This window comes from Defluviitalea phaphyphila (assembly GCF_001466305.1).
GTDB classification, from domain to species: domain Bacteria; phylum Bacillota; class Clostridia; order Lachnospirales; family Defluviitaleaceae; genus Defluviitalea_A; species Defluviitalea_A phaphyphila.
Genome location: NZ_JWID01000019.1, coordinates 16536 through 32063, shown reverse-complemented (window position 1 = coordinate 32063; position 15528 = coordinate 16536). Strand labels below are relative to the sequence as shown.

Sequence of the window (15528 nt, the reverse complement as noted above, 5' to 3'; positions counted from 1 at the left end):
CTAAATCATACATGATTTCTCACTATGGTTGTCAATTATTTTTTTTATATTTTTTTATCTGTTGCATTTAATTTTACAACGAACCATTTACAAATATTTCTTATGTTAAAGCAGAGGATATTGATTTATCAATACAATCAGAAGCTGTTATTTTAATAGAAGAAAATACAGGGAAAATACTTTATGAAAAAAATAGTGATAAAAAAATGTATCCGGCAAGTACAACAAAAATATTAACAGCATTAATAGCTTTAGAAAATTTAGATTTAAATCAAACTATAAAAATAGGAAATGAAGTGTATTCTGTTCCTTTAGATGCTAGCAAAGCAGGGCATAATCCTGGGGATGAAATAAACGTCAAAGATTTACTTATATCATTATTACTACCTTCAGGAAATGATTCAGCATTTGTTATTGCTTCAGAAGTAGCAAAAAAAGTTACAGGAAATGAAAATTTAAATATTGATGAAGCTATAGCTCAATTTGCTATTTTAATGAATAATAAAGCAGAAGAAATAGGATTAACTAATTCTCATTTTGTTAATCCTCATGGTTATCATGATGAAAATCATTATACAACAGCTTATGATTTAGCTTTAATTACTAAAGAAGCTTTAAAGAATGAAACGTTTAGGGAAATTGTAAAAATGTCATCAGCTCAAATAGGAGATGAAAATAATCCAAATGATCGAGAATTATATTTTCAAAATAGAAATTTGTTGCTTAATCCTAAATACAGTAATACCTATTATCCTTATGCAACTGGAGTTAAGACAGGTTTTACAGATGAAGCTGGGGAATGTCTTGTAGCTTCTGCGCAAAAAGATGGCATAAGTTTAATTGCTGTACTGCTAAATAGTCCTAAAGATATGCGTTGGGAGGAAGCAAAAACATTATTTGATTATGGGTTTGATAATTTTGAATTTTATCAAGTAGTAGAAAAAGACGAAGTAGTTGGAAAAACATATGTTGATAAGGCTTCTCCTAAAGGGCCAGATGAATTAGAAGTTACAGTTGAAGAAGAATTTATAGATTTATTTAATAAAGATGATATTTCTCGGATAGAGAGTAAAATTACGTGGAATCAAGAACCTTTAATAGCTCCTATTACACAGGGAGATGAAGTAGGTAAAATAAGTTTTATTTTAGATGGAGAAGTACTAAAAACTATTGATTTAAAAGCAAAATATAGTATTGAAAAAAGAACAATATGGGATGTAATATTTTCTTTAAAGGCAATTCCTTATTGGATTGGAAGTATTTTAGGATTATGTATTTTATTTACAATTATTAATATTATAAAAAAGAAAAGAAGGTCAAGAGGATTTCATTTAAGGTAAAGAATATATTTATAAAAAATATAAATAAATAAAATTTTATGTAAGTTGTATTTAAAAATAGAGAGGAAAATCTGATGAAAAAATTTTTAGATGAAAATTTTATGCTTCAAAACGAAACGGCAGTAAAGCTTTACCATAATTATGCAAAAAAGATGCCTATTTATGATTATCACTGTCACATTAACCCTAAAGAAATTTGGGAAAATAAACAGTTCAAAAATATAACAGAGATTTGGTTGTATGGAGACCATTATAAATGGAGAGCTATGCGTTTTAATGGAATAGATGAAGAATATATAACAGGAAATGCTAGTGATTATGAAAAGTTTAAAGCTTGGGCAAAAACAATACCTTATACTATAGGAAATCCTCTTTATCATTGGACACATTTAGAATTACAAAGATTTTTTGGAATATATGATTTATTAAGTGAAAAAACGGTGGATAAGATTTGGAAAGAAACTAATGAAAAACTTAGTCAAGAAAATTTTAGAGTACGTGACTTGATTAAAAGAGCTAATGTTGCATATATTTGTACTACTGATGATGCAATAGATGATTTAAAATATCATAAACTTATAAGAGAAGAAGGGAAAATAAAAACTAAAGTTCTTCCAACCTTAAGACCGGATAAAGGAGTGAATATTGAAAAAGATACATTTGCAGAATGGGTAAAAAAATTAGGAAAAATATGTAATAGAAACATTAATAATTATGATGAGTTTTTATTAGCATTAGAAGAAAGAATTAAATTTTTTCATGAAGAAGGATGTAGATTATCAGATCATTCCTTGGAATATGTTCCTTATCGTGAAGCTTCTAAAGAAGAAATATCAAAAATTTTTATAAAGAGGTTGAAAGGAGAAAAAATTACTTTAGAAGAAGAAGAAAAGTATAAAACAGCTATTATGAAATTTTTTGGAAGAAAATTTGCAAAATTAGGATGGACAATGCAGCTACATATAGGGGCTATGCGTAATAATAATACTCGTATGTTTAAAAGATTAGGGGCAGATGCTGGATTTGATTCTATAAATGATTTAAGTATTGCTTATCCATTATCTAGATTTCTAGATTCGTTAGATAAAAAAAATAGTCTTCCAAAAACTATATTATATACTTTAAATCCAAAGGATAATTATGTATTAGCTGCTATGTTAGGGAATTTTCAGGGGGATGGAATACCAGGTAAAATTCAATTTGGTTCAGCTTGGTGGTTTAATGATCAAAGAGATGGCATGGAAGAGCAGATGAAAGCTTTAGCAAACTTAGGATTATTAAGTAGATTTATTGGCATGCTTACGGATTCAAGAAGTTTTTTGTCGTATTCAAGGCATGAATATTTTAGAAGAATATTATGTAATTTAATTGGAAGTTGGGTTGAAAATGGCGAATTTCCTAATGATATGAATTTATTAGGGGAAATTGTTCAAAATATCAGTTTTAATAATGCAAAAAAATATTTTAATATGTAAGTAAAATATTAAAAAAAAGAGGGTTATCCTCTTTTTTTAATATTTTAATATAATTCCTATAATACCCGAAGCTATAATATACAATATAGGATGTTTTTTATATTTAAAAATAAGGTATAGCATAATAATAAATAAGAGTATTGATTTAAAATTAAATAGTTCAAAAAAGTTATTAGATTGAAGAAATTTATTTATATTTAATAAAGAAACTTTTGCCACTTCAAAACCAGCAGCTCCAATAAGACCTACAACAGCAGGACGAATTCCATCAAGGGTGCTTCTTACAATAGTTTGTTCGCTAAATTTCATATAATAATGAGCAACTAATACAATAATGATAATTGATGGTGAAATTATTCCTAAGGTAGCAATAATTCCTCCTAAAATTCCACCACATTGATAGCCTACGAAAGTTGCAGTATTAATTCCAATAGGCCCTGGTGTAGACTCTGATATAGCAATCATATCTAATAAGTCATGAGCCGTCATCCAATCATATCTTTGGGCTAAATCTTGAAGAAAAGGGAAAGTTGCTAGACCTCCTCCAATAGAAAATAGGCCAATTTTAAAAAATTCAACAAACAGTAATAAATACATCATTTTTCATCTATCCTTTTATTAAGATTTATAAAGTTTCCTGTCATACCAAATATAATAATTATGATAACAGGAGATATTGAAGTTAAAGAAATTAAAATAAATGAAATAATAAAAAATAAAATTCCTATCCAATTCTTTACAGATTTTTTCCACATTTTAATTATTGTACTAGTGATTAAAGCAACTACAACAACTCTAATGCCTCCTAAAGCATGTTGGACAATTTGATATTCTTGAAAATGTTTAAAAAATATAGCTATAGTAGTTATTATAATTAAAGAAGGAGTTACCATTCCAAGAGTAGCAAAGATTGCTCCAAGAATGCCTTTTTTCTTATAACCTATAAAAGTTGAAGTATTAATAGCAATAATTCCAGGAGTACATTGTCCTATGGCGTAATAGTCTAGTATTTCACTTTCCGTAGCCCAATGTCTTTTTTCTACAATTTCTTTTTGAATAATAGGGAGCATGGCATACCCACCACCAAAAGTAAATCCACCAATACGAGCAAAAATAAAAAATAAATCTAAAAGAGTTTTCATTATTTGTTATCTCCTTAATTTTAGTCTTTATAAATGATATTAGCCCTTATAAATATACATAAAATTTTAAAGAATTGCAATATAATATTTATAATTATATATTTTAAATAATTTTTTGGTAAATAGTTTTATATAAAATTATTTTTTAATAAAAAATTTTGATAAAAGTAATTTCTAAAAAATAAAATTTTTTGTTATGTTTAATAATTGAAAACATATCGAAATTAGTGTAAAATAAATACCTGTAGTCTATGAAATAAGTTATAAAAAACTATGATTAATAGAGAAAAGGTCTATACACAAGGAGATGTTAAAATCATGTCGTTTTTATTATTGATATTAGGCTTTTTTATCTTAGTTAAAGGGGCAGACTGGTTTGTTGAGGGAGCTGTTAGAATAGCAAAAAAATTTAATATTCCTCCTATTGTTATAGGACTTACTATTGTATCTTTTGGAACAAGTGCTCCAGAAGCAGCGGTTAGTATAGCAGCAGCTATAAATGGCAGTACAGATATTGCAATAGGAAATGTTATAGGAAGTAATATATTTAATATTGTATTTATTATTGCTATTACTTCAATTATTATGCCTTTAAAAGTAAAGGATACTACTATTAAAATGGAAATACCTTTTGTAATTTTAAGTACTATTTTATTGTTAGCTCTTGCTATGAAAGGTCAGTTAGCTTTTTCAGATGGAGTTGTATTTTGGATTTTCTTCCTTATTTTTATCAGATATTTATTTAAATTAAGTAAAAAAGGGAACAAAGAACTTATAGATATGGACATAGTAGAAAAATCCGATGAATTAAATAATAATCTTTTAGTAAGTATTTTAATGACTGTTTTAGGACTTATATCAGTAGTAGTTGGAAGTGAAATTACTGTAAATGCTAGTGTTGATATTGCAGAAATGATTGGACTTAGTAAAAGATTTATTGGACTTACTATAGTTTCTTTAGGTACATCGCTACCTGAATTAGTTACATCTATTACAGCAGCTTTAAAGAAACAAGATGATATAGCCATTGGAAATATAGTAGGAAGTAATATATTTAATATTTTATTTGTGTTAGGTACAACTTCTTTAATTTCCACAATACCTTTTCAAATGAACTTTATAGGAGATATTATTATTTCTATAATAATAACAGTTATATTACTTATATTTTCTTTAACAGGTAAAAGAATATCTCGAGGAGAAGGAGCAACATTTTTGATGATGTATTTTGTATATATTATTGGATGGGCATTAAAATAAAATTAGTATGAGAATAATTAAAATTAAAAAGAGTATACTATAACTTGATTATTTAAAAATAAAGGTATATATTTATAATATCAGTAGACATAATGAAAGGAGACAAATATGAAAACAGAATTATTAAAAAAGTATGCAAGACTTCTTGTGAAAACAGGAGTTAATATACAAAAAAATCAAACTTTAGTTATCTTAGCTCCTATTGAAACAGCTTATTTTGTAAGAATAGTATCAGAAATTGCTTATAAGGAAGGAGCAAAGGATGTACAAATATTTTGGAAAGATGAAGAATCCACTAAAATAAAATATCTTCATGCTCCAGAAGAAGCTTTCGAAGAATTTCCTAGTTGGCAAAAAGAATTTTATTTATCCTATTCTAAAAAAGGAGCAGCATTTCTACATATTTATGCTGAAAATCCAGAAATTTTTAAAGATGTAAATCCGGAAAGAATAGCGAAATATAGTAAGGTTAGAAATACAGAATTAAAAGAGTATACAGAAAGAACTATGAACAATGAACATGCATGGTGTGTTAGTTCTATTCCTACTGTTGGTTGGGCTAAAAAAGTATATCCTAATTTATCAGAAGAGGAAGCAGTAGAGAAATTATGGGATGCAATATTAAAAACTGTTCGTGTAGATAAAGAAGACCCTGTTAGTGAATGGGAAGAACATAAAAATAGGTTAAAAAATATAATGGAATTTTTAAATAATAATAGATTTAAATATCTTCATTATAAAAATGAATTAGGTACTGACCTTATAATAGAACTTCCAGAGAAACATATTTGGGCTGGAGGAGCAGAATTTACTAAAGATGGGGTAGCTTTTATAGCTAATATGCCTACAGAAGAAGTGTTTACTTTACCTAAAAAAGATGGGGTAAATGGAAAAGTAGTAAGTTCTAGACCTTTAAATTATAATGGTAACTTAATAGAAAATTTTTCTTTAACTTTTAAAGATGGTAGAATTATAGATTTTACAGCTGAAAAAGGATATGAAAATTTAAAACAACTTATAGAAACTGATGAAGGTTCCCATTATCTAGGAGAAGTAGCTTTAGTTCCATATGATTCTCCGATTTCCAATTTAAAAACAATATTTTATAATACATTATTTGATGAAAATGCTTCTTGTCATTTGGCTATTGGTAAAGCATATTCTCCTTGTATTAAGGGAGGAGAAAAAATGACAAAAGAAGAATTGGAAAAAGAAGGAGCTAATGATTCTTTAGTTCATGAAGATTTTATGGTGGGAACTAGAGATTTAGAAATAATAGGAACTACTTTTGATGGAAAAGAAATTCCTATATTTAAAAAAGGGAATTTTGCATTTTAATTTTAAAATATAAGGAGTATTGAAAGAGTGTTTTTCAATACTCTTTTTTATTTTTAATGATTATAGTTATTTATAATACAAAAAGGAAAAGGTGATGCATTGTAAAACTATTTAAGTTTTTATGCATCAGCCTTTTTGAAATTCATTCTTAATTTATAGGATTTAATTATTAGAATTAATCATATAATATTATTTGGACTTAATTTCTTTTTGGTATTGTATATATGAATATATCATAGTAACAATAGCTAAAAGTATAAGACTAACAAAAAAGCTCATGAAACTTATAGAACTTTTAATAAATGAAGTTATAATTAAAAGAATGCCTATTAATGTATATCCTATTCCAGCGATTCTATGGGTTTTTTTCCATACATTTTCATTAGAAAGAGTCCAAGGAAGTCTAATACCAACAAAAAAGTTAAATCTAAGTTGAGTCATATAATTTCCCATGATTATAAAAAGTAATCCTATAATTAATTTAACAAAAAATCCTACATTAGTAATTATATTTATCGAAGCTAATAAAATAATCCAATGAATAAAAATTAATGCGATAGAAAAGCTTATAGCTATTATGGAATATGCTTTTTCATGTTTTTTATAATTTTCTTTTTTAGGGTCTAATTTAGGAATAAAATACATTAATAGATAACTTAAAGCAGGAAGACTTCCTAAAAAGAAAGCTATATATTTAGAGCTATAATCATCAATTTCGCCATTAATTCCCCAATGGGTAGGAATTTGCTTAGGTAAATATGGAAATATAATAATAGTTCCAATTAAAGATATTATAATTAAAAACCATAATAATTTACTTTGCTTCATATTTTATTCACTCCTTATCTTTAAAATCATAAATCCAAGTTAAAAGTTCTTGAAATACTGTAGTATTAAGAGAATATATTATATTCTGTCCATGCCTTTCAGTTTGAACTAGATTAGCCTGCTTTAATATATTTAAATGATGACTTAAAGAAGGTTTACTTATATTAAAAGATTTAGCTATTTCTCCAGCAGACATATCTTTTTCTCTAAGCATTTTTAAAATTTTTCTTCTGTTTTTATCAGATAGAGCTTTAAATACACCATCCAAAAAATTCACCTCCATATATTTAGAAAATTATATAATTAGATAAATATCTAAATATATTATATCATTAAAAACACAATATTACAATAATATTTTTGTAAATTTATAGATTATAAGTAAATAAAGATTAGATAAATCTATATTTAAGGCATTAAATATTTAATATAATTCCCTAAAAGTTAATACAAAATCAATAGCATTTTCTAAATCTTTTTCTTTTGCTTCATTTTATCTATAATATTTTGTTCTTTATAATTCCCAATTATAAAAAATATAAACTTTCTAAGTATAAAAAAGTATTGATTTTTAGTATTATTTATAAGTGGAACTTTTTTAATAAAAAATAAATAAATGGTATGGAATATAGTTTTGAATTTTTATAGAGCTATAGTAAATAGATATGTATATACAAAGTAGTTAAGTAATGTACCTAGAATATATTTTATACGAAGTGGTTAAATGTTATGGTAATATATTAGATGAGAAAAGAATATAGCAAAAGAATTAAATCAATTTATAAAATAAATTAAGGACTCAAAAGAGTCCTTAATTATTCTGTCTTAATTGCACTTAGAGCTGATAATTTCATAGCTCTTCTTGCTGGGAAATATCCTGCAAGCATTCCAACTAAACTACTAAAAATTACAGATACTCCAAGAAGCCATAGGGGAATAACTGAAACATAAGTTTTAACTCCTTCTTCTGGTGTTCCAAACATATTTCCTAAAATACCTCCGGAGCCAAATCGATTAAGCAAGAAAGATATAAGAAGGCTAATTAGTATTCCAATTATTCCTCCAATAAACCCAATCATTCCTGCTTCGATTAAAAACATTTTTTTAATATCAGTAATAAGAGCACCTATAACTTTCATAATTCCAATTTCTTTAGTTCTTTCATAAATGGACATAATCATTGTATTAGTTATACCCAAGGCTGCAACAAATAGAGAGACTGCTCCTATTCCGCCTAAGACCATTTGAATACCATTAAACATTCTTTTAACTTCTTTTAAACCTTGTGTCATACTATAGGCTTCAAAGCCCATATTTTGAATTTGTTCTAATACTGCATCGACTTTTTTAACATCTGATACTTTTACTTGAACGTGATCATAAGTAAATTCTTTACTAATTCTTGATTTAGCATTTTTATCTCCATTAGCTTTTGCAAGTTTATTTTCATATTCCCTTTGTTTTAGAATAAGTTTTTTAACAGCTTCAACAGGCATATAAAATTGGTAATTAGTTTCGTATTTATTTTGGTCTAATACCCCTATTACTGAAACATTAATGGGTCTTGTTTTTACCGCAGGAGTAGGAGCATTTCTTTCTCCATAGTTATAATCAAATGATATTTTCATTCTTTGGTCTAATATTTCAAAAGGAGCTTCTTCGTTTTCATCCCATCCTCGCTGCCATCTAATATCTTGTGATGAACCAATTTTATAAAAATTACTAGCAACTCTACCGCCGGCTATTATTACATTATTTTCATCATCAGAAAAATATCTTCCTCTATCTAAATCATATCCTAAAATTTTCATAGCTTCATAGGAAATTCCTATGATTCTTACATTTGATTTATATTTGCCAATAACTGAAGTTATATTTAAAGATAACTCAGGGATAACTAATTCTACATTGGGAATAGATTGAAGTTTAGCCACATCATCTTCACTTATACTAGGTGGTTCATTAAAAGATCTAACATTTTCATAATTAGGCCAAACATTAATTATAGATATATCTCCCCAACGTTTTAGAGAATTTTCTAAATTTACATTCATGGCAAATCCTAATGAAAGCATAAGGATAATGGCTCCTGTACCAATAACTACTCCTAATATGGTTAAGGATGTACGTAATTTGCGCCGCCACAAATTACGTAAGCTCATTAATATTAAATCCACATTATTCATCTATATCAATTTCATTCCTTTTTTTTCTTTTTCTAATTATTATAATAATTGCGGCTATTAAAACAAGAGAAGCTAATATACCTGATATTACAACAGGTTTTTTGTAAAATGGTTTTTTAACTTCTTCCATTTCAGGAGGCATCATATCCATACCATCAACTCCCATATTAATATCTTCAATCATAGGAGCTTCCATAACATTCATGGTAAATGGGATTCTTTCTTCCCTTTGTTCTCCTGTAATTTCTTCATAAGTAACTACTAATTCTCCACTACATTCCCCACTTTGAGTTGGGATAATAACTCCCTCAAAATATTCTTCATTTCCTTGTTGGAAGTTGCCTACGAATAAATTAGCCTCTTGTTTTTCAAAGTCACCTTCTACAGTTACCATTAAATTTTTTATATTAGTTCTTCCTGTGTTAAATATTTGGGAAACTACATATGCAGGTTCCCCTACTATAGCTTCTCCATCAATACGAACTTCTCCTATATCAATTTGAGTACGTTGTTGTACAGGTATGCCAATTTTAGCTGTTTCAGTATAGGATTCACCATTAGAATCTTCATATTCCATTTCTACAGTTACTTCATAAGTTTTAGGAGTTGCATCAGGGACAGTATACATACGAACATTTCTTGTTATTGTAGTAGTAGGTTGTATTTCGGAAATATAAAACATATTACTTTGTCCACTTACAGGAGTGAAAACAGTTCCTGCATCTTCACCAGAACTATCAGAAACTTTTTCATTAATAGTTAAAGTAGCTTTCATATTTTGTACAACTTTGCTGCTATGAGTATTTGTAAAACCTAAACTTAAATAAAATTCTTCTCCAGCTCTAACAATCTGAGGTTCTACACTATATTCTCCTATAATAACTCTAGGTTTACTTTTAGTATCATCACTTTTACTTCCATCGACATTGATTCCAACATATTGACTAAAAGTAACAATATCTCCATCTTGATAAGGAATATATTCTACTTTAATCTCAATAGGGTAGTTTCTATATTCTGCATCACTACTTGCCCAAAATGTACAAGAAAATTGTTTTTTATCTCCAGCATTAAAATCTTTAAATGCATATATATTTTGAGATTTGGGTTTTAGAATATCTCCACCATCTAATGTGATTTTAACACTTTTAGCATTATATTCAGAATTATTTACTAAAGTAAATCCAATATTAAAGTCTTCTCCTATTTTTACAGAATCACTAGGAGATGTAATATTTTCGATAGTTAATTCAGAAAGACCTAGGGTTTTTCCATCTAAAGGTATAAAAATTTGTTGAGAACCTTCTTGTTTTTCTGTAGTACCGTCGGCATATGTATATTCAATAGTTATAGGTTCAACGCTTCCCTCTAAAATTCCTGATGCCATAATTTTAAATTGGGTTGTTATAGTTTCACCAGGAGAGATAGAAGGAATAAAGGAAATATTACTTTCATCTACAACCGTAATACCATCTTTATTTAATCCAGTCAAAGCAATTTCAATATTACTAGCAGTGGATTCTCCTTGGTTAGTTACTTCAAGATTTAATACACTTGAATTTCCTGGAGTAAGAGGTTCTGGGTTATTAATTCCAAATTTAAGTCTTGCAGGCATTTGAGTATTTAAAACTTTAACATATATTGTATCTTCTCCTTCAAATTCATCATCTGAAGCATTTGTATATTTATATTTTAAGGTAATAGGATAAAGTCCAGGTTCAGCTGTTCTATCTACTTCAATACCAAAGTTTAAATAATTAATAGCATTCCTATTTATAGAACTAAAATATAATTTTTCTACATTTTTTATTAATATAGGTATTTGTGTTTCTTCCTTATTAGTGTCAATGGTAATAGTTACACCTTTAGCAGTAAAACCTCCAGCATTGATAAAAGGAAGGCTAACTTCTTTATATTCTCCAGCTCCAATTTCAATAACTTCATCGTTTACTAGAGAAATACGAGGTTGATATTTCTTGGTATCGACAACTGTGATAGAATCATCAATACTTTTACTTCCTGTAATAGTTCCAGTTTTATTTGTAGCCTTTCCATCTTCAGTTAATTCTACATATTCAATAGTATATGAAATATTTCTACTGCCACCCCCTGTATATTCTAATTTTCTTATAATTAGAGGATTGTCATCTCCATCATAAGAACCAGGAGTTAAATCAAAACCTAAACTGCTACTACCAAGGTTTTTATATCCATCTGAAAATTCAATAGATTGTAATCGTACAGATTTTTCACTATTTGAAGACATTTTAACCATAATTTCAACAGTAAGAGTATCTCCAGCGTCTAGTTCATTTCCAGATATATAAACTGTTTTAATCCATGTGCTAAGTTCTACATCATCTCCATATACAAAATGAGATGGAATAAAACTAAAACAAAAAACAAATATAAACAAGGATATAAAATATTTATTAATTCTTTTCATAAATTAAATCTTTCCTTTCATTTGATTTATTTTCTATGGAAATTATTTCACCATCTTTCATATGAATCAATCTATCTGCATAATCAGAAACTTCTAAATCATGAGAAACAATAACCATGGTTTGCTTATGTTCTTTTGCAAGTCTAGTCATAAGTTCTAAAATTTCAATAGTAGTATGGGTATCTAAGTTTCCGGTAGGTTCATCGGCAAATATAATAGTAGGACGATTTACAAAAGCTCTGGCGATACTTACTCTTTGTTGTTGACCTCCACTCATTTCATTAGGTTTATGTTTTAGCCTAGAACCTAAGCCTACAGCTTCTAGCATTTCTTTTGCTAATTTTTCTCTTTTCTTTTTTGGAACTCCCTGAAAAATAAGAGGTAAGCATACATTTTCTAAAGCTGTAAGAGAAGGAATTAAATTATAAGATTGAAATATGAAGCCAATATATTTTTGCCTAAATTTAGCAAGTTGGGCTTCATTCATTTTCTCAATATGTTTACCTTTTATAATTATGCTTCCTTTTGTAGGCTTTTCTAGTCCAGCTATCATATTAAGTAGAGTAGATTTACCAGAACCAGATGGGCCTAAAAGGCAGCAGATTTCTTCAGGTGGAATTTCTAAATCAATTTGATTTAAAGCTACAATTTTTTCTTCACCCATTCGATAAACTTTTCTAATTTTTTTAACACTAATAATAGAATCCAATAACATTCCCCCTTGTATATAATTTAACACATACTAAATGTTACCACATTTTTTTAAAATTTTAAATAGTTATAATTATAAAAGTAGATGGTGTTTGTAATTTTATTTAAGTATAGTAAAAACTTAAAAAAATTATTAATAATCATATATTTTATATAAAATATAGAATTTAATTAAATTTTTAAATTAATACAATATACCTATGTTTTTTAAAAAAAGCCTGTGTTATTATTAAAAAAATTATAAAAAATTAATAAAAAACTAGAATAGGAGACGGTATTATGACAAGAAAATTACTAGTATTATTACTCACATTTTTATTAATTTTTGTTAATGTTGGTTGTACTTCACAGACAGAGGATTTTTCTAAAGAAAAAGCAGAGAGTACCTACACAAATTCTTCAATTTTGAAGGTACATTTTATTGATGTAGGACAAGCAGATTCTATCCTTATTGATCAAAATGGGAAATATATGTTGATTGATGCCGGTAATAATGCAGATTCAGACTTAATTATTGATTATTTAAAAAAACAAGGAGTAAAAAAATTGGAGTATGTAGTAGGAACTCATCCCCATGAAGATCATATAGGTAGTCTAGATACAGTAATTAATACTTTTGAAATAGGAAAAGTATTAATGCCAAAAGTAACCAATACAACAAAAACTTTTGAAGATGTAATTAATGCTATAAAGGATAAAGGATTAAAAATTACTACTCCAAAAGTTGGAGACAAATATACATTAGATGAAGGGGAATGGATTATTTTAGCTCCTAATAAAGATGAGTATGAGGATTTTAATAATTACTCTATAGTTATAAAATATGTATTTGGAAATCATTCCTTTTTATTTACTGGGGATGCAGAAAAAGAATCGGAAGAGGAAATGCTATTAAATAATATAGAACTCAAATCAGATGTGCTAAAAATAGGACATCATGGGAGTAATACTTCTACTACAGACGAGTTTTTAGAGGCTGTAAACCCATCTTATGGAATTATTTGCGTAGGACAAGATAATAAATATAAACATCCTCATGAAGAAACTATAGATAAATTAATAAAAAATAATGTAGAAATTCTAAGAACAGATAAAAATGGAACTATTATATTCACATCAGATGGAAAAGATTTAACTTATAGTACTGAAAATTAAAATATCAAAAAGAGAAGAGGTGGAATATGAAAGTAATAATTGATAGATTTGAAGGAAATTTTGCTATTGTAGAATTAGAAAATAAAAAGATGCTTGATATTCCTAAAGAATTAATTCCTCTTAATGCCAGAGAAGGAGATGTCTTAGAAATCAGAATCAATAGAGAAGAAACAGAAAAAAGAAAAAAATCAATTAATTCTTTAATGAAAAATATGTGGGATTAAAAAAGTATTGTATTTTGTATGATTAAGAATAAATTTTTTATAATTTATTTTTTATTTCGATATAATGTTATAATTAAGATTTTTAAGTATTTAAATTTATAGTTAAGAAAATTAATTCTAGACTTATTAGTAAATATATATGATAGAGGAAGATTTGGAATTGATGAAAGTTTATATGTAAAAACTTGCAATTATCTAAATATGATGTTAAAATGAATGAGCATTATTTAATGATAATTATTATAAATTTAGAGATTTAATTATTATAGGAATATTTAGATGGCAAGGAGGAAATAAAATAATGAATAAAATAAAAGTTGGTATTGTAGGGTATGGTAATTTAGGAAAAGGAGTAGAAATGGCTTTAGAGCAGAATCCCGATATGGAATTAAGAGCTGTTTTTACAAGAAGAGACCCTGCAACTCTTGTTTTAAAAAATAAGAATATAAATGCTGTACATATGAAAGAAATAAATAATTATAAAGATGAGATAGATGTTATGATTTTATGTGGAGGTTCAGCTACTGACTTGCCAGAACAAACTCCTTTATTAGCAAAAATGTTTAATGTAGTTGATAGTTTTGATACCCATGCTAAAATTCCAGAGCATTTTTCTAATGTAGATAAAGCTGCAAGAGAAGGTAAAAAAGTTGCTGCTATTTCAATTGGATGGGATCCTGGATTATTTTCTATAAATAGAATGATGTCTCAGGCTATTCTTCCAGAAGGTAAAGATTATACTTTTTGGGGAAGGGGAGTAAGTCAAGGGCATTCAGATGCTATTAGACGTATTAAAGGAGTAAAAAATGCAGTTCAATATACTATACCAATTGAAAAGGCAATTGAAGAAGTACGTTCAGGGTCAAATCCTGATTTAACCACAAGACAAAAGCACCTTAGAGAGTGCTTTGTAGTAGCAGAAGATGGTGCGGATAAGGATACTATTGAAAAGGAAATAAAAACAATGCCTAATTATTTTGCTGATTATGATACAATTGTACATTTTATTTCAGAAGAGGAGTTAAAAGAAAAACATTCTACAATGCCACATGGAGGATTTGTAATTAGAAGTGGACAAACAGGAGAAAATAAGAACAAGCATATAATTGAATTTTCCTTAAAATTAGATAGTAATCCAGAATTTACAGCTAGTGTATTAGTTGCTTATGCTAGGGCTGTTTATAAGTTACATAAAGAAGGACAAAGTGGAGCTAAAACTGTATTTGACATTCCTTTAGCTTATTTATCTCCAAAGTCAGGAGAAGAATTAAGAAAAGAATTACTTTAAAATTAAGTCGCTTGAATATTCAAGCGACTTAATTTTTTATACAATGAAAATTACTAGTTTAATGAGTAGTTTTTATTATTTTGTGATATAATATTTCTAGTTGTAATTATTTTCTTATTTCAATGCTAAATGATA

At 27.3% G+C, this 15528-nt stretch carries 14 protein-coding genes; 7 read left to right on the top strand and 7 right to left on the bottom strand.

The genetic code is table 11. The annotated features are described in order from the left end of the window. Positions 1 to 95 precede the first annotated feature (95 nt). Together OM90_RS10180 and uxaC are read left to right on the top strand one after the other, a co-directional pair. Entirely contained in the window at positions 96 to 1340 is a 1245-nt protein-coding gene (locus OM90_RS10180; protein WP_330381860.1) for a D-alanyl-D-alanine carboxypeptidase family protein, read from the top strand. Positions 1341 to 1414: 74 nt separating this feature from the next. Then, a complete protein-coding gene (gene uxaC, locus OM90_RS10175; protein ID WP_058486783.1) occupies positions 1415 to 2815 on the top strand; it encodes a glucuronate isomerase in 1401 nt (466 codons plus the stop codon). Between the two features lie 36 nt (positions 2816 to 2851). On the opposite strand, the gene OM90_RS10170 is transcribed toward uxaC, so the two are convergent. Together OM90_RS10170 and OM90_RS10165 are read right to left on the bottom strand one after the other, a co-directional pair. Beyond that, positions 2852 to 3415, bottom strand: coding sequence for a chromate transporter (locus tag OM90_RS10170; protein WP_058486782.1), 564 nt, complete (start codon positions 3413 to 3415; stop codon positions 2852 to 2854). Further along, complete coding sequence (locus OM90_RS10165; protein ID WP_058486781.1) at positions 3412 to 3957, bottom strand: chromate transporter; 546 nt, start codon at positions 3955 to 3957, stop codon at positions 3412 to 3414. Before OM90_RS10165 ends, OM90_RS10170 begins: the two co-directional genes overlap by 4 nt. Positions 3958 to 4275: 318 nt before the next feature. Here OM90_RS10165 and OM90_RS10160 point away from each other — a divergent pair, with 318 nt between their 5' ends. Further along, complete coding sequence (locus OM90_RS10160) at positions 4276 to 5217, top strand: calcium/sodium antiporter (RefSeq protein WP_064505533.1); 942 nt, start codon at positions 4276 to 4278, stop codon at positions 5215 to 5217. A gap of 108 nt (positions 5218 to 5325) precedes the next feature. Next, positions 5326 to 6555, top strand: a complete 1230-nt coding sequence (locus tag OM90_RS10155) for an aminopeptidase (protein WP_058486779.1) — start codon at positions 5326 to 5328, stop codon at positions 6553 to 6555. Between the two features lie 189 nt (positions 6556 to 6744). Here OM90_RS10155 and OM90_RS10150 read toward each other — a convergent pair whose 3' ends face one another. The 5 genes from OM90_RS10150 to OM90_RS10130 all read right to left on the bottom strand — a co-directional run bounded on the left by OM90_RS10150 (position 6745) and on the right by OM90_RS10130 (position 12730). Beyond that, positions 6745 to 7383: an SdpI family protein gene (locus OM90_RS10150; protein ID WP_058486778.1), complete on the bottom strand. Its 639-nt coding sequence runs from the start codon at positions 7381 to 7383 to the stop codon at positions 6745 to 6747. A 7-nt stretch (positions 7384 to 7390) separates the two neighbouring features. Further along, positions 7391 to 7651 carry an autorepressor SdpR family transcription factor gene (locus tag OM90_RS10145; protein ID WP_058486777.1) on the bottom strand — a complete coding sequence of 87 codons (261 nt, stop codon included), beginning with the start codon at positions 7649 to 7651 and terminating at the stop codon, positions 7391 to 7393. Between the two features lie 547 nt (positions 7652 to 8198). After that, on the bottom strand, positions 8199 to 9545 hold the full coding sequence (locus OM90_RS10140) for an ABC transporter permease (RefSeq protein WP_160323660.1): 1347 nt from the start codon (positions 9543 to 9545) through the stop codon (positions 8199 to 8201). Between the two features lie 16 nt (positions 9546 to 9561). Beyond that, positions 9562 to 12015 carry a COG1361 S-layer family protein gene (locus tag OM90_RS10135; RefSeq protein ID WP_058486775.1) on the bottom strand — a complete coding sequence of 818 codons (2454 nt, stop codon included), beginning with the start codon at positions 12013 to 12015 and terminating at the stop codon, positions 9562 to 9564. Next, positions 12002 to 12730 (bottom strand): ABC transporter ATP-binding protein, encoded by a 729-nt coding sequence (locus OM90_RS10130; RefSeq protein WP_058486774.1) that lies wholly within the window; start codon positions 12728 to 12730, stop codon positions 12002 to 12004. The genes OM90_RS10135 and OM90_RS10130 overlap by 14 nt, the downstream gene beginning before the upstream one ends. Positions 12731 to 13005: 275 nt before the next feature. Here OM90_RS10130 and OM90_RS10125 point away from each other — a divergent pair, with 275 nt between their 5' ends. The 3 genes from OM90_RS10125 to OM90_RS10115 all read left to right on the top strand — a co-directional run bounded on the left by OM90_RS10125 (position 13006) and on the right by OM90_RS10115 (position 15393). Further along, the gene (locus OM90_RS10125) at positions 13006 to 13881 is read left to right on the top strand and encodes a ComEC/Rec2 family competence protein (protein WP_058486773.1); all 876 of its coding nucleotides are present in this window, start codon (positions 13006 to 13008) and stop codon (positions 13879 to 13881) included. A gap of 26 nt (positions 13882 to 13907) precedes the next feature. Further along, positions 13908 to 14105, top strand: coding sequence for a DUF3006 domain-containing protein (locus tag OM90_RS10120; RefSeq protein WP_058486772.1), 198 nt, complete (start codon positions 13908 to 13910; stop codon positions 14103 to 14105). A gap of 301 nt (positions 14106 to 14406) precedes the next feature. Further along, positions 14407 to 15393 (top strand): diaminopimelate dehydrogenase, encoded by a 987-nt coding sequence (locus OM90_RS10115; RefSeq protein ID WP_058486771.1) that lies wholly within the window; start codon positions 14407 to 14409, stop codon positions 15391 to 15393. Positions 15394 to 15528: the final 135 nt, after the last annotated feature.